The sequence below is a fragment of the Psychrobacillus glaciei genome, from assembly GCF_008973485.1.
Classification (GTDB): Bacteria; Bacillota; Bacilli; order Bacillales_A; family Planococcaceae; genus Psychrobacillus; species Psychrobacillus glaciei.
The window spans coordinates 770,861-792,194 of record NZ_CP031223.1; the positions used below are offsets into that span (position 1 = coordinate 770,861).

Sequence of the window (21,334 nt, forward strand, 5' to 3'; positions counted from 1 at the left end):
TCGTGCTCTATGGATTGAATATTGTTAAACTATTTTACTTTCTCTGCTTAGCTCAATTTTATCGCAATAATCGGGGGCTGAACATTCCGCTATTTTACAACTACTCTTTTATAAAAAACTAGTTGTAAAATAGCGCTACCAACACAGAACTAATTAAGTTTACTTAAACAATTAAATGCTTATTCATATTGGGGAGGAAATATAAATTGAGAAAAGCTTTAATTACAGGTATCACAGGTCAAGATGGATCGTATTTAGCTGAATTGTTATTAGAAAAAGGGTATAAAGTATATGGCTTAGTGAGAAGAACAAGTACACCGATTATGGTGAATATTGAACATATTAAAGATGAAATTGAGTTAGTTTCAGGGGACATTACAGATCTATCTTCGTTGATTCGAATTATCGAACAAACTCAACCTGATGAAGTATACAACCTTGCTGCGCAATCTTTTGTTGGGACATCATGGGAACAACCAATATTAACAGGTAATATAACTGGCTTAGCTGTAACAAATATGTTAGAGGCAGTAAGAATTGCTAAACCAGATGCAAGATTTTATCAGGCATCGTCTTCTGAAATGTTTGGTAAAGTTGTTGAAACACCGCAAAAAGAAACAACACCTTTCTATCCCAGAAGTCCTTACGGAGTAGCAAAGCTTTATGGCCATTGGATTACTGTGAATTACCGTGAAAGCTTCAATATGTACACATGTTCAGGGATCTTGTTTAATCATGAGTCTCCTAGACGCGGTGTAGAATTTGTAACACGCAAAATTACAGATGCTGTTGCTCGTATTAAGCTAGGGCTAGCAACTGAATTAAGATTAGGAAATTTAGACGCGAAACGCGACTGGGGATTTGCAGGGGATTACGTACGTGCTATGTGGTTAATGTTACAACAAGATTCACCAAATGATTATGTTATTTCTACAGGGGAAACACATACAGTTCAAGAGTTTGTAGAAATTGCATTCGGACATGTTGGGTTGAATTGGAAAGATTATGTTGTGATTGATCCCAAATTTGTTCGTCCAGCTGAAGTAGAACTTTTACTTGGTGATTGTTCAAAGGCTAAAACAGAATTAGGATGGAACCTTGACGTATCATTCGAACTGCTCATTAGAATGATGGTTGATGAAGATATAAAAATAAATGAGAATCTTGCTAAGTAATCGAGAGTGATATAAATGAGAGCATTAATTACGGGAGTTATGGGTTTTGTAGGTAAATATTTAGCAGAGCACTTATTGTCACAAGGAATAGAGGTATGGGGGACTTCACGAATGGAATCCCCTTTGCTTCGTTTAAAAAACGGCAACTTAAAAATAGTACAGAATAATTTAGACAGCACAGACGATATTCACAACCTGCTTTGCTCGATTAAACCGAACTACATTTTCCATTTAGCAGGCCAAAGCAATGTAAAACTTTCATGGGAAGATAAAGAAGGCACATTTTATGCAAATGTAAATAAAACTATTTTTTTATTAGATGCGTGTGTGAAATACCAGCAAGAGAATCCAAGAATGCGAATATTAACAGTAGGTTCTTCAGAGGAATATGGGAAAGTGGAGTCAAGCGAGCTACCAATTAAAGAAACGACAATTCTACGACCTATGAGTCCTTATGGTGCTTCAAAGGCAGCGGTTTCAATGTTAATCCAACAATATCATAAAGCTCATGGATTAAATGTCATTCATGTTAGACCATTTAATCATATTGGTCCTGGACAATCTTTAGGATTTGTAGTTCCTGATTTTACAAAACAATTAGTTCAAATTGAAAAAGGGGAAAAAGAGAAGGTATTAAAAGTTGGAAATTTATCAGCAATGCGAGACTTTACGGATGTAAGAGATATAGTTGAAGGTTATTACGAATTGGTTTTATATGGAAAGTTAGGAGAAATTTATAATATTTGTTCTGGAGATGGAGTTTCAATTAATGAGATATTAAATAAATTGATTGAATTATCTTCATCCAATGCGATAGTAGAAGTTTGTGAATCTAAAATTAGACCAATTGATATTCCAAACTATATTGGAGAGAATTCAAAAATAAAATCTGATACTGACTGGATTCCTAAATATGAAATAATACGAACTTTAGAGGATTCATTAAACGAAGGAAGAAGTCGTAAATAGTTGATGACTGCATTGTTTAAAGAAACTTGTCGATCTAGAGAGTTCTATAATACTTCAATTAATCATGTTATTCGTATATATAGTTTTTTTGGTGCTTGTTAAAATGACTGTGGATAATCATCCAATCTTTTTATTTTCTACTTTAGTGAATGGAATAAGTAGATTGTAAACACTAATTTGTACAGTTTTTTTTAGGAATGTTACTTAAAATCCTCTGAGGTTAAATCCTACTGTGTTCCACTAGTTCGAATGTTATTAAACATATGAACGTAATTTTCCAAGAATGCAAAATAAACGAGCAAGGCTGAGCTTCTGCCTTATGTTGTATTGAAAGTAAAACTACAAGCTATTCATAATAAGTTGTCTAAATAATGGGGAAGCTTAGTGTATACATAGATTTGATAACTTGGGACAAAAAGCGAAACTCAATTGTGATAACGGACTTCATGCTTGTTATATCTAAAAATATAAAAAAATGTTTTAACTTATTATCCCTAAGTAAAACAATAAGTACAAATCTAACTTAGAGGAGTTTTGAATAACGTTGGGAAAGTATGTTAACTTTGGTGCTTGGAGGTTTTTTTTAGCCTTCCTAGTAGTTATATCCCATTTATGGGCAGACATGATTCATGGTCCTGCTGCGTATGCGGTATGGGGCTTTTATGTTCTTAGTGGTTACTTAATGACCTATGTTTTGAGAAATAAATATGGGTTTAATAAAGAAGGATTAATTTCCTATGCATTTAATCGTTTTCTAAGAATAATGCCACTTTATTATGTGGCATTAATTTTAGGCATTGTAACATTGTACTTTATATCTAAGGGAGATATTTTACAGAGCCTTAATGGTCAGTTTGCTTTCCCTCAAGGAACTGGTTGGTTGTTTGCATTGACGCTATTACCTATATTCCCGGTGGGTAATACCCTTGTACCTGTATCTAATGCTTTAGGAATAGAAGTAGGAGCATACTTTTTATTGCCTCTAATAGCAATGAATCGCTCTACTGCATGGATTACCGTTATTATAGGAGTATTTATTAATTCGAATCATGGTTTTGATCTTTTAACTTTTGAAACAAGGTACGCTACGTTTCTTCCATGTATTCTGTCCTTTGCAATAGGGTCCTTAGTTTGTCATTATAAAGATGAACTTAAAAAATTTGCATTTCCAACCTTAAGTATAGTTATTTGGCTTATTCACGCATTACTTTGGTTAAAATTCCCTTATTGGCCATGGACTTATGGATTGTACATATCTATGATTCTGTCGGCGTGGGTTGTTATTTCTATTGATTCAAGAGAAACTTCCAAATTTGATAAAACATTAGGTGATTTCTCTTATCCTATTTATTTAATTCACACAACAGTTGGAGCATGGTTTTATGAGTATTTTAATTTTGAAAGAAGCTTTGAATTCTTTGTTGTATCTTTTTCCGTGACACTTATAGTATCTTGGCTGCTAGTTAAAGTAATCGATAAACCTTTATACTCCATAAAGAAACCTGGAATATTGCTACCAAACACTTTTAGGGTCAAATCAAGGTAGCAGTAAATAATAATGCTTAAGAAGTAGCGTAAAGAGATCCGAAGCGAAATTTACAAACTAGATATACTCATCCTTTCTTTAACAGTTCAATCTCTTGAAAAAGAGAATTACTTATATTGCCTTAATAATATATAGATCTATAGCTACTTTATTATTTAAATGACTAAACATAAAAAAACTGTCAATTTTAGTGTTGACAATATGAAGAATGACTCCAAAAGTAGAAGTAGTTATTTTGTTTTGAGGGGGAAAAAGAAAATGAAAGGTATTATCTTAGCAGGAGGAAGCGGTACACGCCTCTATCCACTAACTAGGTCGGTTTCAAAACAGTTACTTCCAATTTATGACAAGCCGATGATTTATTATCCTCTTTCCATATTAATGCTTGCAGGCATTAAGGATATATTGATTATCTCAACGCCTGAAGATACTCCTCGGTTCGAGCAACTTTTGGGAGATGGTCAGGATCTTGGTATTCAATTATCTTATGCTGTTCAACAGACCCCAGATGGCTTAGCTCAAGCCTTTATTATCGCAGAAGAGTTTATTGGTAAGGATTCTGTAGCACTTATTTTAGGTGACAATATATTTTATGGTCACAAGTTTACAACAATGCTGGAAAGAGCTGCTTCAAGAGAGAGTGGAGCAACCGTTTTTGGATATAATGTAAAAGATCCAGAGCGATTTGGTGTTGTTGAATTTAATGATGAAGGAAAAGCTATTTCTATTGAAGAGAAACCAGCGGTACCTAAGTCAAGCTATGCTGTGACAGGCTTATACTTTTATGATAATAGCGTCGTTGAAATTGCAAAGTCTATAAAACCTTCTTTGCGAGGGGAATTAGAAATTACGGATGTGAATAAAGCTTATTTAGAATTAGGAAGCCTTCATGTGGAATTACTTGGTCGTGGTTTTGCTTGGTTAGATACAGGTACTCACGAATCTCTTTTAGAGGCATCTACGTTTATCGAAACAATAGAAAGACGACAAAGTTTGAAGGTAGCTTGTTTAGAGGAAATTGCTTATCGAAAAGGCTATATATCTAAAGAACAATTAGTAAATCTTGCAGATCCATTGAAAAAAAATGGCTATGGGCAGTATCTAATCGAATTGGCAAATAGAAAACTGTGAGGTGACATATTAAAGTGAAATTCATTAGTACAAGTTTAATTGATGCATATATCTTAGAACCAAATGTATATGGTGACCATCGTGGCTTTTTTATGGAAAGCTTTAGCGCAAAAATTTTTGAAGAACATGGATTTTCGTTTGATTTTGTTCAGGATAATCACTCTTTATCAGCGGAAAGTGGAACAATACGAGGCATACACTATCAATTAGAACCTTATGCACAGACGAAACTTCTTAGAGTTACTAGAGGAGCCGTCTATGATGTAATTGTAGACATAAGGAATGGATCTCCTACTTATGGTAAGTGGGAAGGATTTATTTTAAGTGAGGATAATAAGAAACAACTACTTGTGCCAAAGGGATTTGCTCATGGTTTTTGTACTTTAGTGAAAGATACTGAAGTTCAGTATAAAGTAGATAATTATTATTCCCCAGAACATGACAGAGGAATTTCTTGGAACGATCCTCAACTAAATATTCCTTGGCCGACTAATAATCCAATCCTTTCTGAAAAAGACAAAAAACAACCAAATTTAGTAGATATAGATTATCAATTTACTTTTAAAAGTAAGGAATGATTAAAATGAGAATATTAGTAACTGGAGGAGCAGGATTTATAGGAAGTAATTTCGTAAATTATATGGTCCGTAAGTATACAGAGTATGAGATTATCAATTTAGATACTCTTACATATGCTGGAAACCTCGAAAATTTAAAGAAATCCGAAGGAAAAAGCAATTATCGTTTTGTGAAAGGTGATATTACGGACAAGGAATTCATTGAATCTATTTTTACTGAGAAGATAGATATAGTGGTGAACTTTGCGGCTGAATCACATGTCGATCGCAGCATAACTAATCCAGGGATATTTGTAAGTACTAATATTCAAGGAACTCAAGTATTATTAGACGCTGCAAGAAAAAATAATATAAAAAAATATGTTCAAGTTTCAACTGATGAGGTCTATGGATCTTTAGGAAAAGAAGGCTACTTTACTGAGGAAACTCCTTTAGCACCAAATAGTCCGTACAGTGCAAGTAAAGCGGGGGCAGATTTACTTGTTCATGCGTACTACGAGACATATGGATTGCCTATTAATATTACTAGATGCTCAAATAATTATGGACCATTTCATTTTCCAGAAAAGCTAATTCCTTTAATGATTATTAATGCACTGAACAAAAAAAAGCTTCCAATCTACGGGGATGGGCTTAATGTCCGAGACTGGTTGCATGTTGAGGATCATTGTAGTGCAATAGATTTAGTATTGCATAAAGGAAAGAATGGGGAAGTTTATAATGTTGGTGGACATAACGAAAAAACCAATATGGAAGTTGTTAAGGAAATATTAACTCAACTTGAAAAATCCGAAGAACTAATAGAATATGTAAATGATCGATTAGGGCATGACCGACGCTATGCTATTGATCCTACTAAGCTAGAAACGGAGCTTGGTTGGAATCCTAAATATACTTTTGAGACCGGCTTGAAAGAGACTGTCGAATGGTATCTTAACAATCGTTCTTGGTGGGAAAATATTATCTCTGGTGATTATAAACACTATTATACCGAGCAGTATGGTAAACAGCTGGAGAATGATGAATGAAAATAATTATTACTGGAGCGAATGGTCAGTTAGGAAGAGAATTAGTTAACCAGCTTGAAACAAGTGAAATGTTAATCTATTCTTTTACTAAAGAAGAATTGGATATAACTGACTTAGATGAAGTACTTAAAACTGTCGATGAAATTTGCCCTGATGTTATTATAAATGCTGCTGCTTTTACAAATGTTGATAAAGCAGAAACTGAAAAAGATTTAGCTTTTTCTATCAACGCTTTTGGTTCAAGAAACTTAGCTGTAGCTGCAGAAAAAGTAGACGCTAAAATCTGTTATATAAGCACTGATTACGTGTTTGATGGTAATGGACAGCAACCTTATGGAGAATATTTTCCAGTGAATCCTTTAGGGGTATACGGAACTTCCAAATATGTAGGCGAGCAGTTAACGCAGAGCGTAAGTTCAAAATATTATATTGTTCGAACTGCTTGGGTATATGGAGAGCACGGAAACAACTTTGTTAAAACGATGTTGAAATTGGCAAGTGACAAGAGTGAAATTGGAGTAGTACATGACCAAGTTGGCTCTCCAACTTATACGGTAGATTTGGCATCTTTTATTATTAATCTAGTTCAAACTGAAAAATATGGAATTTACCATTGTACTAATAGCGGTTCTTGTTCTTGGTATGAGTTCGCTAAAGCTATCTTCGCAGAAGCAGGTATAGAAATTGATTTGAGTCCTTTGACATCAGAACAATTTCCAAGACCAGCGAAAAGACCGAATTATTCAGTTCTAGATAATATGTCACTTCGTATAAATGGTTTTTCACAACCCAGACATTGGAGAGAGGCACTGCACTCGTTTATGTCAAAAAAGTCAAATGAGTGAATTTTTCACTATATGAAGAGGTGAGTGCGGAAATGCGCTCACCTTCTTTTACGTTCAAACTAATGAATAGCACTTTCAAATTAAGAGGAAGATTGATAAAATAAGGATTAATTAGAAAATATTTTATTAGTTATAGATTTAAAGAAAAATATGCTTGGGTGAAAAGAGGAAAAATCAGTAATGGATCTTAGTATTATCATTGTTAATTTTAATACAAAAAAGCTAACACTGGAGTGTATTCAATCTGTATATGATTCTAGTACATCGTATCAAGTAGAAATATTTGTTGTGGATAATAATTCATCAGATGGTTCTGTGGATGTAATTAAAAGAAATTTTCCGAATGTTCACGTCATTGAAAATGGCCTAAATGTTGGATTTTCAAAAGCAAATAACCAAGCGATGTCGAAATCAAAAGGACGCTATGTATTATTGTTAAATTCTGATACAATAGTCATGAAGGGTACTATTTCCAAAATAGTAGAGTTTATGGATAAAGATGATAGTATTGGTGCTACTGGTTGTAAAGTGGTATTACCAGACGGCAGTTTAGATAAAGCTTGTCACCGTGGATTTCCTACTCCAGAAGCTTCTTTTTATTATATAACAGGCTTGGCTAAAAAGTTTCCAAACAATCCTAGATTGAATGGTTATCATAGAAGTTATTTAAACATGGACGTGACTCATGAGATTGATTGTTTAGTTGGAGCATTTATGATGGTGCGACGTGAAACAATCGAGGAAATTGGAATGTTAGATGAGACTTTTTTTATGTATGGTGAAGATATTGATTGGTGCTATCGGATAAAGGAAGCTGGCTGGAAGATTTACTACAATCCGCTTGTTTCCATAGTGCATTATAAAGGTGCCAGTAGTCGCAAAAAACCATTGAAAATAGTGTACGAATTCCACCGAGCAATGTTTTTATTTCACAAAATGCATTTTGCTAAAAAATATAACTTTCTTATAAACATATTTGTTTATACAGGGATTATTGTAAAACTTTCATTGTCGATTGCAGCAAATATATTCAGGAATGGTCGTTAAATCCATTTATAAATCTAATAAAAATATGTTTTTTCGAATGTAAGGTGAAAATGATGATTAGAGGAAAAGAACGATTTATCACACAGCTCTATATGGGTGTTGATTTTACTTTCATCCAAATTTCTTTCTTTATTGCTTGGTTTGTTCGCTTTTATTTAATAAATGATGAACAGTTAGGGGCTTATTTACCTCGTTCAAGTTATTTTCTTTGGAATTTAGTTTATTCCATTAGTTATCTTTTAGTTGCTTTTGTAATCGGGCTTTATGCTCCAAAACGTAGATTAAAATTTGCTAGGGAAGTAACTAAGATCTTTCAAGCGCATCTATTTAGTATGTTTATCTTGCTTAGCATACTCTTTATAGTTAAGACGATTGATATTTCTCGTATATTTCTAGTGCTCTATTTTACTATTGGTATAATGGTGGCTGTTATTTATCGCTTTATTGTAAAACAAAGCTTACGTAACTTAAGACGTAAGGGATATAATAGACAATTTGTGTTAATTTTAGGTGCAGGTTCAATTGGAAAAAGGTATATGCAAAATTTACTTCAACATCCTGAATACGGTTTAGAAGTGTTAGGATTTTTAGATGACAATAGAACGGAATATGATTTAGATGTTGAAATTCGAAAAAAAGTTCTTGGGTCAATAGATATCCTGACTAGAATATTGTCAGAAAGAATTGTAGACGAGGTAGTTGTTGCTCTTCCATTAACTGCATTTCCAAAATATCAGCAAATTATTTTTATTTGTGAAAAAGCAGGAATAAGAGTTTCGATCGTTCCAGATTTTTATGATATCTTACCAGCGAGCCCTCATTTTGAAAAGTTTGGGGATCTTCCTATTATTAATGTCCGAGACGTTCCTTTAGATGATTTTGTTAACGGTATATTAAAAAGGGCTTTTGATATAGGATTCTCATTAGTTGCTATTATACTAACTTCACCAATTCTTGTGTTTATAGCTATTGGAGTGAAGTTGACTTCTCCTGGTTCAGTATTATTTAAACAGGAGAGAGTGGGGTTAAATCGACGAACATTTTATATGTACAAATTCCGTTCTATGAAGTTTATGCCAGAATCGGCTTCGAACACAGAATGGACGGTTGAAGATGATCCGAGACGAACCAAATTTGGAACATTTCTAAGAAAGACTAGCTTAGATGAGCTTCCTCAATTTTTTAATGTGTTAAAAGGTGATATGAGTGTAGTAGGTCCCCGACCAGAACGCCCATTTTTTGTTGATCAGTTTAAAGATGAAATTCCGAAATATATGGTAAAACACCAAGTATCACCTGGAATTACTGGTTGGGCACAAGTTTGCGGTTTACGTGGGGATACTTCTATTAGGAAACGAATTGATCACGACATTTATTATATAGAAAACTGGACATTATTATTTGATATGAAAATTATTTGGAAGACGGTTGTAAAGGGTTTTATGAACAAAAATGCTTATTAGTAATGAATGATAAATTATATAAAATAAGAGGATTCGTCAGCCTTTGATGGATTCTTTTATTTTATATTAAATGAAAAAAATTGTGAGGTCAGATAATGATATTAGTCGTTGGTGGTGCAGGCTATATAGGAAGTCATTTTGTGGAGGAATTAATAAAAGAACAAGAGGTTTTAGTATTAGATAACTTTTCAACAGGTCATAAACATCTATTAAATGAAAAAGCTCAATTTATTGAAGGTAATTTAGGAGACGAGCAATTATTAAATGATATTTTTAGTAACTATAAGATTAATGCAGTGATTCATTTTGCGGCTTCTAGTTTAGTTGGAGAATCAGTACTAAATCCAATGAAATATTATGAGAATAATGTAAGTGCTACGATTACTTTGTTGAAAGTGATGATGGAGCATCATGTGAAGAAGTTTATATTTTCTTCCACTGCAGCAACTTATGGCATTCCTACTACAGATTTTATCACAGAAGAAACTGCTATTAACCCAATTAACCCATATGGAAAATCGAAGTTAATGGTGGAATGGATGTTAGAAGATTTCTCTAAAAGTTATGGTTTGTCTTATGTTATCCTTAGATATTTTAATGCAGCTGGTGCACATGTGAATGGTAGAATCGGTGAAAATCATTCTCCAGAAACACATCTTATTCCTATTGTATTAGAGCATTTACTAGGTATAAGAGAATCCATTTCTGTATTCGGCAATGATTACCCTACAGAAGATGGGACATGTATTCGCGATTATATCCATGTGACTGATCTTGCAAATGCCCATTTACTTTCTTTAAATGCTTTACTTGAAAATAAGATTCATACGGATGTATTTAATTTAGGTAATGGTTCAGGGTATTCTGTAATGGAAGTTATCAAAACATGTGAGGATGTTACGAAAAAAAGTGCGTCCATTGTTATAGAAGCAAGGAGAACTGGAGATCCATCAAGATTAGTTGCATCTTCAGAGAAAATTACTGCAACGCTTGGATGGAAGCCAGTATTTGACTTAGTTTCTATAGTAGAAACAGCATGGAAATGGCATTCCAGTCGCATTTGAAATGATCCGGGACAAGTGTAATTAGAAATGGTACTGCTTTTGTTATGGTGGTACAATGAGTTTTATAGTATTCGTTTTGAAAGGATGTTCCAATGTTTAAGTCAAATAATGCACCTCAACCAAAGTCAGCCAATACATTAAAAACTACGTTAGAATTTAGTGATCTGTGGAATCTTAATGAAAAAGAACGCTACGCATTTCAAGCTGCTCACAATAAATTAAAAGGTTTAATCCCAAATCAAATTAGTATTCACGGAGTTAAGCTTCATAAAACAAATGACGGATTCATCATGACAGCAATAATTCGCCAATCTTTGCAAAAGAATTTAGCTTTAGCTGATATTCGATTAATAGTTCGTGATACAGACGGAAAAGATATTGCAAAGAAAGATTTTAATATGGAATATTACGGTGAACTAGCTTCACTAAGAGCCCGTCCTTGGATGTTCGAGTTTGATAATGAATTTTTACTCGTCTCCCATGATGAAATAATGGATCAAATGGAATTTGAAGTAGTTTTCGAATACGAACAAGAATCTATATCTCATTTCTCTTTACAATTAGATGAAAAGTGGTCGCAAGAATTAACAGACGAACAAAAAGATTCTTTAAAGAAAACACTTGATTCTTTAAATCCATTAGCAGTTAATGATATATCAATTTCTACTATTAACTTAACAGAACAAGAAAATGGTGTTACCATTGACTTTTTAATACGTAATTCTTTCAATAAGGGAGTTACACTTAATAATATACCTTTACAATTGTTTGATGCAGCCGAAGATATGGTTGCACAATATGACTTCCTATTAGAACAATTTGACATTAGTCCAAACTATGGTCGCCCAGTGAGTCTGTTTTTTCCAAAAGAAATATTTAAGAAAGAAAATCCAGACTGGACAAAATGGAAAATTGAAACTACATCAAATTAATATGTTGGGTGCGCTATATCAACTAGAAAACTGAATAAATACGTAAGATCCCAGATACTAATCGGTACCTGGGATTTTGTATTTTCTAACCTATGAAACCTTCTTTCATATTACACGTACTAATAAATAACCTGTAAAAATAGGTAGCAAAACCAAATAATTCTCCCTGTCGAAAAGGTATATCGGCATGCCTTGTAGAAAGTAAATAATGCGTGAATGTAGGAATTAGAAAATAATTGAAAATTGTCTGTGTTTTTGTTCTATAATAAAAGTAGGGTTAAATTTTATTTGGGAATTAAGGAGAGATTTTATGAATAACAAAACGGTGAAAATAATCGTTTCTTCAGCAATAGCTGCGTCAGCATTTGTTTCAGCAGGAATAAGTCAGCAAGCGGAAGCGGCGAAAAATATTGATGCATTAGTAATTGACGCTCAAAAGGCAGGTACTGTTTTAAAATGGACCATCTCTATTGAAGGTACTGCAGATGGGGTAACGCAACCGTGGGCTCAATTTGATGCGGCAAAAGATGCGATTGCCAAAGTGGAAGCATCTTTGAATGGAGCAAGCTATTCAGATAAGCTGAAATATGATGCGTTATTAATAGAACCAAAAACCCAGCTTCAACGTGCGCAAGGTTATTTGGATGCAATTACAGCTAGTGCGAAAATCAAAGAGAAAACAAAAGCACTTACAGAAGCAGTACCTACAAATAATTTAGATCAAGTGGAAGCTGCATATCACGCAATGACGGCAGAATTCCGTAAACAAACGATCTTATTGGATCGTGTATACGGCCAATCAACTCGTGATCGAATTCGTAATGTTGTAAAAGGGCCAGCAGAGGAATTGATTAATTATCTAAAAAATGACGTGACTGCACATATGTTTACAAAAGCAGCAGCAACAGACATTAAGTTTGGCAGAATTCAAGAAGCAACAAACAATATAAACCAGGTGCAGGCGCTTATCAACACGAACACATTATTATGGGGAAGCTTATTGAAAAAAAATCTGGATGCAGTCAATGCAACACAGCCAGTACAGATGACTTCTATTTCTCGTGTAGATAGTACAACTGTAACGATAAAGCTAAATAGAGCTGTTTCGAGTGTTCAAGTAAGTGAGTTTGCATTCGATAATGCGTTGTCAGTGTCGAAAGCATCGTTAAGTAACGATGGTACAACTGTAACATTAACAACTTCCATACAAACACCAGGTGTTAAATATACAGTGCAATTCAAAGGGAATTCAGCTAGCTTTACAGCTCCAGGAAGTGTTGTACCAATTCAAATTGGCGATCAAACGATTCAACATAGAGAAACAACAGAAGTACTTTCTATGGTTGCTAACTTCTCAGCATCCAATAACCAACCATCTAGAGCTACAGTGCGTGTCGATATTCCAGCAGGTATTAAGGTAGTTTCGGTTAATGGTATTGAAAATAATATTTCTGGCGCAAGAAGCATCAACATAACTCCAGAAAAAAATGGAAATGTGACAATTGCTTTTACTGCTAAAGATGCAAATATCGCTTCAATCGACAATATAATTACTTTCAACAGAATGGAAGGAAGTACAGTAGTAGAGTCAAAATCATCAGCAAAACTAAACTTCTATGCACCTGCAAAGGCCGGAACCTTTTCTAATAAGAAGATTTATTATGTAGATGTTATTAATAACTATTTTGTTACTTCTGATGGTATGAAATATAAGTTGAGAACTTCAGGGGATATTTATCGAAATGAAGGAATCGCAATAGGGTTTGATTCGTTCAAATCAGCATTAGACGTAGAAGATACAATTTCTGGAACATATCAACCGACAGCTGTTTCCACATTTGAGATTACATCGAATTTCTATTTTGTTGATTTATGGCTTGATTCAAAATTTGCATACCGATCTGGAACTGCTGGATACCGTTTGGATGCGAGTAGAATTGACTTAAACGGTATGGCACAACCAAACTATGAAATTATCTTTTATAAAAATGGTGCATATATTGGCAAAACAAAAGTGAATACAAATGGAGTATGGAACTATTCAACAAACTTAGACCAAAACGCAATAAGTGATTATTCGTTTATTCAACAAGATGCTGGAAAAGCTGTTCCAACAACTCCAGGCTGGGAAGCAAAAACATTAAGAGTTGTAGAAGGATCGCTTGACCTTTTCTCTATTAGTGCTGGAACTACAGAAGACGATAATTTAACTAATGAGGCATTTTTATTTACAGTCGCTCCATTAAAAAATAAAAACGGCTTAGTTCTCGCTCAAGACCAAGTAGTTGCTTTAGCAAATGCATCTGTTGTCGTACAGGATAATGATGGAACAAAAATCAGATTCACAAACAACCAAGACAACACCAAATTCACACCTGTAAGCGACGGTTTCCAATTGAATTTTGGTACAATTGATCCTGGTAAAGGTAGCGCAGTTACAATATCATATGGAAAAGATGGTCTACTTTCGGGACCATTAAAAGTCATCTCTATCGATGGCATCCAAAATGCATATGGTCTGGACATGAATATAGGTACTGGATTCCAAATTACAGGGTATTAAATTTTTGAATAGTGACATGTCAGTGTTAGAAGTAATTGCACACTATTCTGACAAACGACTACTATAAAGTTGATAATAGAGTAGAAATAATCAATTGAAAGAGCGTTTCTGTGACAGATCTAATTGTCCCAAAATTGTGGCTGACATAGGGACGTTCTTTAAAATAAAATAAGAAGTAGCCGGGATTAATATCTCGGCTACTTCTTATTTATAATATCATCGAAGTTATTGAATATGTGTTTATTTGTGAAGTTTTATCGCCACGAACAAACGACTCAAAATGGCAAGCTACTAATCAACTTATTCTTTTTCTTCCTTAAAACGCTCATCATTTTTCTTCTCATTTTTCCATCAATGAATGGGTAAAGCATTAAAGGTAATCCAGGCAATAAGGAAACAACGGCAAGTGCTAACCAATAACTTTTCTGCGCAAGAAAATAAATAAAAGAAGAAGGTAAAAACGGATAAAATAATCCTACTTGAATAGAAGATACATACTTACCAGGTTTTTCAGCTTTTACCGTAAAAGTGGTTTCGATCTGATCTCCTTTTGCAAGGGGTATTTTTGTATGGCTAACCTGAATTTGTTCATCATTCGTTGTAATAGTGCCGATTAGTTTGAAGACACCACCATTATTAAGCTCTGATAACGGTCGAGTAATTTCGTCTCCAACCATTAAAATTCCTACTACACTCCCCATTAATACACCCTGACTTGTATCAGAAACTTCATAGTCTATCGTTAACCTTTGGCCAGAAGCAATCATCGTTGAACCCATAATAACGGAAATAGTTAACCCCGCTGCTATATAGATAAGTTGTAACTCTAATCCTTTATTTTTCTTTTTACGTTTTTGCCCTGACTTTATTTCCCCAAGTCCAATGATTACAGCAAGGATTACGGCGAAAATCGGTAAAATATATGGGTTTTTTTGATACTTTTCCATCCATAAAGATAAATAGCCTAATTTAGGAATGACAATCGGTTTTCCTCCTATTGTTAAGGCTCTACCGGTTATCCATTCTCGTTGAATTGGACCGTCACCGCCTAATTCCTGGTCTGTATAATCATTTGCATCCCCCTTCGTCGTATAACCTTCAGTAGCATTTCCAGCCAATACTCTGTGAGCAATCCATCCTTTTGTAGCCAAACTACCTTCTTTAGATTTAAAAAATACAATATCTCCAATTTCTATACTTTTATTTTCTTTCATATTCTCAACAATTACCATATCCCCGCGTTCCCAAACAGGATACATACTATTCGAACGAATGACAGAAAGTAAAATCGGTTCTTTTGTAATAGCAGATCCAATTGCAGAAATTAGTGTTAATAAGATAGCTATGACAATTGCGGTATTAATTATTCTAGATACTATTTTCATGGAATACCCCCTACCTTCTATTTTATTGCAAATTCAGAAAAGTATAATTCCTCTAAAGTAGAACTAATCTGGCTCTAAAGTATACCTTTCATATACCTCAGAACTAGTTTTCAGTATAAAAAGTAGAAGTGGAAAGTAGACAAGAGATATGTAAAAAGCCCTCTTCCGAGTGAGGCTAACAAACTGAAATCCTCCTATACTAAGGTTAGTTCCAATAACGGTGAAGAGCCGAAAAAAACATTAGGAGGAATTTTTAAATGAAGATGAAAAAAGGTTTATTATCAGTGGTATTTCTATTAGCAACATCCAGTGCAATGGCAGCAATGTCATTCTCAAGTGCAGCGGTGACAGCGGATGCAACATATTCGGTCAAGAATACAAATGAGTCATTACTTGCACTTGTTGGTAATCCTTATCACAGCGCAACTGAAGATCTCAATGTGCATGGTGAATTGGTACTTAATTTGGATAAAGGGTTAAATAAGAATGCGTTTGGTGTACAAGAAGAAAGTGTCTACTCTTGGAATAATATATTCTATATTAAAAATAACTCGGAAAATACGATTACTGCAAAAGTGTATGCTAAATCGAGTGACGCAGTAAATGTAAGTTCTCTTGAGTATGATACTGCATCTAAAGAACTTAAGACTCTTGCTGGTCTTGAAAAAAATAACTTGGAAATTCTTAATGGTTATGGAATAGGAGAATCTACTTATACAATACCGGCTGGAGGACAAGTTGGTGTAGATATGACTTTACTTAACTATAAAGGTGGATTTGAAAACAACAAAAAAGTGGATATCATTGTTACAGCTGCAAAAAAATAATATAGATAATATTATGATAGCTCTATGAAATACATAGAGCTATTTTTTATATTGCACTGGTTAAAATACATATTAAATTAATTCCACACATACTATTACAAAAATAGTATATTTTCATCCTCCTTAAGAAATCAGAGCTATGTGAATCACCGATAGACACAACATCTTCTTTTTAGACAAAAAAAGAACCTAGAAAACCGCATAGAATGACGTTATATTTGGGGGAATTTGGTTATACTGAACTATGAAAAGTAATATATATCGGAAACTGTGAAGTACATCCTCTATTTGGGCACCTGGGATGTATGGAGTTAATGGTGCAACCGGCCTGATTGAAATTGGATTTATATATCCGATTTAATTGGGCTTTTATTATGTATAAAGGAGGAAAAGCATTGAGGTCTATTTTTTTACTATCAGCACTTTTTATATCTTTCTCATTTCTTGTAATACAAAGTGATAGCTATTCAATAGCAGGAATAAGCAGTGATGCGACTATAAGTCTGGTTCCAGAGGGGGAAGCTTTAATTGCAATAAACTATGATGTAGAAAATAGAAAAATAATGCTTACTAATAATACGGAAAAAACGGGATATATAGAAAGCATAAATCCAGATGGCTATTTTGAACTTTTACAGGGAGTAATCGGCTCAGGAGAAACAATCGTGTCTGATGTTATTGGGAAATCAGATGATTTAAGTGGGCAGAATATAAGTATAAAAGTTCGTTGGAGTGAGGGAAGTGCTCTAATATCCTCCATTCTACCAGTGTTTGCAGAAGAGTTAATAGAAGAATCGCTGGTAGAACCGACAGAAGGTGAAGTTGATAATGAGGAACCAATAGAAGTAGAACCAGAAGAAACAACGACACCTGAAGAAAACGAAGAGGCAGATGCAGATGGAGATGCAGATGCTAAGGTAGAAGAAATACAAAAAATCGATGAACCAATCACCATACAACCAGATGTAAAAAAATAAGTACAAATGATTGAGCAATGATTAGACAAAAAGAGGGGCGATAAAATTGAAAGAAGTCGTAGAAAAGTTACTAAAGCGAGATAAGAAGAAGGTTAGTTTCATCTTATTACTATTACTCACTATGTCAGCAATTATTTCTGTATATTCTTGGTCAATGACATCCTCCGACACGACACAAATAAATGAAAATGTGTCGCAAATTCAATCAAGCTATGATTACAAGGCAACACTTATACCTAATATCCTTTATCCTAAAGGGGGTACAGTGGAAGTAGGAAATACGATTATGAAGAAAGTTACAAAAGAGATTCCTTTTACTCTTCTAACAACCATAAATTCGGGGGTGCCTGTAAGTGCAAAAGTGTCCCATGAAGTAAATTTACTACTAAGAGCGGGAGAGTATTGGGAGAGATCTTTCCCTTTAGAACAAAAGAAGACATTTGAAAAAACAGGGGCAGAAGTGTCTATTATTAATGGAAATTATAAAATTGATTTAGAGATGATTAAAAATTTTATTACGAAGGTAGAAGATGAAACTGGAGTAAGAGCGGATAAGTATACGATGGAAATTGTTCCAAATGTCCAAGGAACAATTAGTTATAACGGGACTGTGAAGGATATTCAAATGGAGGATCACTTAATTTTTCAGCTTTCATATGATGAAATTTTATTAGCTAGTGAGAAAGAATTTGCTTCTTCCGTACCATTTATATCTACAAAAGTTAGTTCTAATACAATTAGTTTGTTCGGGTTTGATACATCTCCAGTTCCTGTTCGTATCACGAGTACTGTGTTCGTTCTTCTCTTTGTTGTATTAATTAGCTATTTGAATAAAGACTTTATGGCTAATCGAAAAAGGATTGTTCCATCTCAAGGGGAAAAAATTATTAAAAAGTATGGAAATAGATTAATACCAGTGTCCAATAAAGTAGAAATTGATCGAAAATCGATCGTTACCTTAAATTCGTTTAAAGCGATCATCCAAATTGCAGATGCAAAAGAGTTGCCTATTTTTTACTATGAAAGTAAGTTGTATTTCATCATAGATGGGGATTATATGTATCAATACGAAATTAATGAAATGGAATTATCACGGAGTCGCAGTAGAAGTCGGAGTAAAAATAGTAAAGATGAAACAGAGAGTGATCCATCATATGCACTGGAATAATCACTTTTATTCCTTCATACGAAAGAATCCTTCTAGTAAAACGCATCTAGTGCTTATCTATCGATCTATTTCTTTTCTATTAACATCTTGCTTTTTTTTATTAGGACCACCTCAATCGTCATTTGTTTTTAAATTAGGGTTAGTTGTATCGCTTGGAGTAGCGGCTTGGATCTTAACGGATTTACAACGAAGAAATAGAGAAAATAATAGAATATTAAAGACGATTGTTTTAACTGAAACGGTTGGTTTGACTTTATTACTCATTCCAACAGGTGGTATTGCAAGTCCATTTATATGGTATGCGCTGAATCCTGTATTAGTAGCAGCAAGTTTTCTAACGCCTTCCTTTTGTTGGTGGGTATTAACTTTCTATTTAAGTAGTGCGACATTCATTTCTTTTACTTTATTTAATACAACCGATATACTTCACATATTACAAGAAAATTCCTACGTTTATCTAGTTAGTTTACTAACTGCCGTTCTTGTCATGTTATTTTCGGGTCTCATGAAAGGAATGGATTTGAAGGCAACTATACTAAAAAGTCAGCAAGAGGAATTATTACTTGTAAATAAAAAGCTGTCAGAAGCAAACGAAATGTATGCAGATACTTTAGAACATATCATGTCTCTATATCATTTAATGGATAATTTTTCATCGGATAAAAGCCCTGAAAAGTTAACAACTGAAATTACATCCTCACTCATTAGATGCACCCAAAAACAATCGGCTTTCTTTTGGTTAATAGATCTTCATCAACAGAAAAGTTATCTAGCAAATACTACTAACATCTTGAACATGGAAGAGGAACTCAAAAAAGAGTGGCATCATATTAGTCAAAATAACCAATCGTTTATGGATAAGATTCACGATGAATACTTTTGGATGAAAATAATTAGAACATCTAAAAATGTAGGAGTAGTCGGTATAAAGGTTAGCAGTTTCAGTGAGGTAAGTGATACTTACTTACTAAACCGCACATTTGAATTTATAGCAGAACTTAGTGAAATCATGTTGGAAAGAATACACATGGACCACATGATGGATCAGCTAATTATCATTGAGGAACAAAATCGCATCGCCAATGAAATTCACGACAGTGTTTCTCAGAAACTATTTGGAATTGTCTACTCATTGCATAGTCTACAAGTTAAGAGTCGGAATATTTCGAAAGAAGAGTTAGAAAAGGAGTATCAATTTCTATCAAAGACCGCAAATTCGACTATAAAAGAACTTAGAGCTGCTATTTATCGACTCAGCTCAGTGAAAAAAGGTGATAAACCATTTTTAGTACTTGTCAAAAACTATTTAGAAGAATACGCCAAGCTAAATGAAGTACAAATTAACTACCAAATAACGGGAGATGAATCATTCATTTCTTCTAAACTAAAAACAGAGCTCTATCGAATTATTTGTGAGGCGTGTGGAAATGCAGTTCGACACGGGGAATGTAGTGCGATGGAGATAAGATTATCTTTACAAGAAGAAAAAACATTACTTGTATTGCAAGACAATGGGATTGGGTATAATCTTCAAAATCAAGAAGAAAAACAGGAAAAGGGAATAGGTCTTTTTAACATAAGAAGTATTGTAAATTCATATAATGGAACATTCTTGATAGACGGGAAACTAGGAGTAGGAACAAAAATTCAAATAGACATTCCAAATGAGTATACGTTAAAAAAACAAGAGGTGCTTAGTTCATGAAGGTAGTTATTATTGATGATCATCCATTAATTAGAAAAGGACTAAGATCATTATTTTCTTTAGATGAGTTAATGGAGGTTCTTGGAGAAGCTACGAATAGAAGAGAAGCATTAGAACTTCTTAGAACAGTAAAACCGGATATTGCGATAGTAGATCTTCGTTTAGGGGATGACTCAGGATTAGATTTAATAATGGAGGCTTCTCGTGTAGGAACAACATGCAAATTTGTTGTGTTAACTTCCTCCACAAATGAAGAAGACTTTAACCAAGCGAAAGAAATTGGTGTAGCTGGCTATTTATTAAAAGAAGCCCTTCCAGAAGAGTTAATACATGCTCTGCAAATGATAAACAAAGGACGTAAATACTACGATCCGACCGTATTAGATTTAATCATGAATGCGAAATCTCCCTTTGAAGAAGATGGGCATATTGAACAACTAACGCCAAAAGAAAAAGAAATATTAATAGAACTTGGCAAAGGGCATTCCAATAAGGAAATTTCAAAAACACTCTATATAACCGAATTTACAGTAAAAAAACACGTCAGCCAAGTGTTCGCAAAATTAGGTCTAGCCGACAGAACCCAAGCAGCCCTATACGCAAATGCAAAAGGCCTAGTCAAATACGTCATAAACTCCTAAATATAAAATTATGACAAAGTTGTTACGGGTGCCTGGCACCCGTAACAACTTTGTCATAAACGGTGTAAGTACTATTGCTAATTCGAACAAAAACCACTCAAGCATTTATACTTGAGTGGTTTTTGTTTTTAATAAATTGGAAGTTTTAGCTCCTCGTAAGAAGAGGAGTGTCATGTAGAACTTTGATCCAATACAGTGCCATGTAGGTAATTAACTGCAAAACCCTTTTAGAAATCAAGAGCTGCTTAACTATGTGTATTTATTTACACTTTATGAAACTTCGAGACCAA

General features: G+C 34.0%; 18 protein-coding genes and 1 riboswitch. Of the genes, 17 read left to right on the forward strand and 1 reads right to left on the reverse strand.

The window, feature by feature from the left end; all coding sequences use genetic code 11:
* Window positions 1-206: 206 nt before the first annotated feature.
* From gmd to PB01_RS03715, 12 genes are all read left to right on the forward strand, one after another.
* The gene (gene gmd, locus PB01_RS03660; RefSeq protein WP_151698932.1) at window positions 207-1,175 is read left to right on the forward strand and encodes a GDP-mannose 4,6-dehydratase; all 969 of its coding nucleotides are present in this window, start codon (window positions 207-209) and stop codon (window positions 1,173-1,175) included.
* 15 nt (window positions 1,176-1,190) lie between these two features.
* On the forward strand, window positions 1,191-2,144 hold the full coding sequence (locus PB01_RS03665) for a GDP-mannose 4,6-dehydratase (RefSeq protein WP_151698933.1): 954 nt from the start codon (window positions 1,191-1,193) through the stop codon (window positions 2,142-2,144).
* Between the two features lie 544 nt (window positions 2,145-2,688).
* Complete coding sequence (locus PB01_RS03670; protein ID WP_192797455.1) at window positions 2,689-3,690, forward strand: acyltransferase family protein; 1,002 nt, start codon at window positions 2,689-2,691, stop codon at window positions 3,688-3,690.
* A gap of 258 nt (window positions 3,691-3,948) precedes the next feature.
* On the forward strand, window positions 3,949-4,821 hold the full coding sequence (gene rfbA, locus PB01_RS03675; protein ID WP_151698935.1) for a glucose-1-phosphate thymidylyltransferase RfbA: 873 nt from the start codon (window positions 3,949-3,951) through the stop codon (window positions 4,819-4,821).
* A gap of 14 nt (window positions 4,822-4,835) precedes the next feature.
* Complete coding sequence (rfbC, locus tag PB01_RS03680) at window positions 4,836-5,399, forward strand: dTDP-4-dehydrorhamnose 3,5-epimerase (protein ID WP_151698936.1); 564 nt, start codon at window positions 4,836-4,838, stop codon at window positions 5,397-5,399.
* 5 nt (window positions 5,400-5,404) lie between these two features.
* On the forward strand, window positions 5,405-6,427 hold the full coding sequence (gene rfbB / locus PB01_RS03685) for a dTDP-glucose 4,6-dehydratase (protein ID WP_151698937.1): 1,023 nt from the start codon (window positions 5,405-5,407) through the stop codon (window positions 6,425-6,427).
* Entirely contained in the window at window positions 6,424-7,272 is an 849-nt protein-coding gene (rfbD, locus tag PB01_RS03690) for a dTDP-4-dehydrorhamnose reductase (RefSeq protein WP_151698938.1), read from the forward strand. Before rfbB ends, rfbD begins: the two co-directional genes overlap by 4 nt.
* Window positions 7,273-7,452: 180 nt before the next feature.
* Window positions 7,453-8,319: a glycosyltransferase family 2 protein gene (locus tag PB01_RS03695; protein WP_151698939.1), complete on the forward strand. Its 867-nt coding sequence runs from the start codon at window positions 7,453-7,455 to the stop codon at window positions 8,317-8,319.
* A gap of 53 nt (window positions 8,320-8,372) precedes the next feature.
* A complete protein-coding gene (locus PB01_RS03700) occupies window positions 8,373-9,782 on the forward strand; it encodes an undecaprenyl-phosphate glucose phosphotransferase (RefSeq protein WP_151698940.1) in 1,410 nt (469 codons plus the stop codon).
* A 95-nt stretch (window positions 9,783-9,877) separates the two neighbouring features.
* Window positions 9,878-10,846 (forward strand): UDP-glucose 4-epimerase GalE, encoded by a 969-nt coding sequence (galE, locus tag PB01_RS03705; protein WP_151698941.1) that lies wholly within the window; start codon window positions 9,878-9,880, stop codon window positions 10,844-10,846.
* Window positions 10,847-10,938: 92 nt separating this feature from the next.
* Complete coding sequence (locus PB01_RS03710) at window positions 10,939-11,778, forward strand: SLAP domain-containing protein (protein WP_151698942.1); 840 nt, start codon at window positions 10,939-10,941, stop codon at window positions 11,776-11,778.
* 310 nt (window positions 11,779-12,088) lie between these two features.
* The gene (locus PB01_RS03715) at window positions 12,089-14,341 is read left to right on the forward strand and encodes a hypothetical protein (RefSeq protein ID WP_151698943.1); all 2,253 of its coding nucleotides are present in this window, start codon (window positions 12,089-12,091) and stop codon (window positions 14,339-14,341) included.
* Window positions 14,342-14,616: 275 nt separating this feature from the next.
* On the opposite strand, the gene PB01_RS03720 is transcribed toward PB01_RS03715, so the two are convergent.
* Entirely contained in the window at window positions 14,617-15,726 is a 1,110-nt protein-coding gene (locus PB01_RS03720; protein WP_151698944.1) for a signal peptidase I, read from the reverse strand.
* Window positions 15,727-15,983: 257 nt separating this feature from the next.
* Here PB01_RS03720 and PB01_RS03725 point away from each other — a divergent pair, with 257 nt between their 5' ends.
* The 5 genes from PB01_RS03725 (at window position 15,984) to PB01_RS03740 (ending at window position 21,044) form a co-directional block, all read left to right on the forward strand.
* A complete protein-coding gene (locus tag PB01_RS03725; RefSeq protein WP_151698945.1) occupies window positions 15,984-16,553 on the forward strand; it encodes a hypothetical protein in 570 nt (189 codons plus the stop codon).
* A 254-nt stretch (window positions 16,554-16,807) separates the two neighbouring features.
* Window positions 16,808-16,891: riboswitch (cyclic di-GMP riboswitch) on the forward strand.
* Between the two features lie 57 nt (window positions 16,892-16,948).
* On the forward strand, window positions 16,949-17,530 hold the full coding sequence (locus PB01_RS03730; RefSeq protein ID WP_151698946.1) for a hypothetical protein: 582 nt from the start codon (window positions 16,949-16,951) through the stop codon (window positions 17,528-17,530).
* 46 nt (window positions 17,531-17,576) lie between these two features.
* Window positions 17,577-18,698, forward strand: a complete 1,122-nt coding sequence (locus tag PB01_RS20825; RefSeq protein ID WP_192797456.1) for a DUF5305 family protein — start codon at window positions 17,577-17,579, stop codon at window positions 18,696-18,698.
* Window positions 18,685-20,403: a sensor histidine kinase gene (locus PB01_RS03735; RefSeq protein ID WP_225986154.1), complete on the forward strand. Its 1,719-nt coding sequence runs from the start codon at window positions 18,685-18,687 to the stop codon at window positions 20,401-20,403. The genes PB01_RS20825 and PB01_RS03735 overlap by 14 nt, the downstream gene beginning before the upstream one ends.
* Window positions 20,400-21,044, forward strand: coding sequence for a response regulator (locus PB01_RS03740; protein WP_151698948.1), 645 nt, complete (start codon window positions 20,400-20,402; stop codon window positions 21,042-21,044). The genes PB01_RS03735 and PB01_RS03740 overlap by 4 nt, the downstream gene beginning before the upstream one ends.
* Window positions 21,045-21,334: the final 290 nt, after the last annotated feature.

Excerpts from the sequence above, each read along its gene's own strand:
- PB01_RS03665 (WP_151698933.1), top strand. The coding sequence starts at position 1,191 with ATGAGAGCATTAATTACGGGAGTTATGGGTTTTGTAGGTAAATATTTA.
- rfbA (WP_151698935.1), top strand. The coding sequence starts at position 3,949 with ATGAAAGGTATTATCTTAGCAGGAGGAAGCGGTACACGCCTCTATCCA.
- rfbB (WP_151698937.1), top strand. The coding sequence starts at position 5,405 with ATGAGAATATTAGTAACTGGAGGAGCAGGATTTATAGGAAGTAATTTC.
- rfbD (WP_151698938.1), top strand. The coding sequence starts at position 6,424 with ATGAAAATAATTATTACTGGAGCGAATGGTCAGTTAGGAAGAGAATTA.
- PB01_RS03695 (WP_151698939.1), top strand. The coding sequence starts at position 7,453 with ATGGATCTTAGTATTATCATTGTTAATTTTAATACAAAAAAGCTAACA.
- PB01_RS03700 (WP_151698940.1), top strand. The coding sequence starts at position 8,373 with ATGATTAGAGGAAAAGAACGATTTATCACACAGCTCTATATGGGTGTT.
- galE (WP_151698941.1), top strand. The coding sequence starts at position 9,878 with ATGATATTAGTCGTTGGTGGTGCAGGCTATATAGGAAGTCATTTTGTG.
- PB01_RS03710 (WP_151698942.1), top strand. The coding sequence starts at position 10,939 with ATGTTTAAGTCAAATAATGCACCTCAACCAAAGTCAGCCAATACATTA.
- PB01_RS03715 (WP_151698943.1), top strand. The coding sequence starts at position 12,089 with ATGAATAACAAAACGGTGAAAATAATCGTTTCTTCAGCAATAGCTGCG.
- PB01_RS03720 (WP_151698944.1), bottom strand. The coding sequence starts at position 15,726 with ATGAAAATAGTATCTAGAATAATTAATACCGCAATTGTCATAGCTATC.
- PB01_RS03725 (WP_151698945.1), top strand. The coding sequence starts at position 15,984 with ATGAAGATGAAAAAAGGTTTATTATCAGTGGTATTTCTATTAGCAACA.
- PB01_RS03735 (WP_225986154.1), top strand. The coding sequence starts at position 18,685 with ATGCACTGGAATAATCACTTTTATTCCTTCATACGAAAGAATCCTTCT.
- PB01_RS03740 (WP_151698948.1), top strand. The coding sequence starts at position 20,400 with ATGAAGGTAGTTATTATTGATGATCATCCATTAATTAGAAAAGGACTA.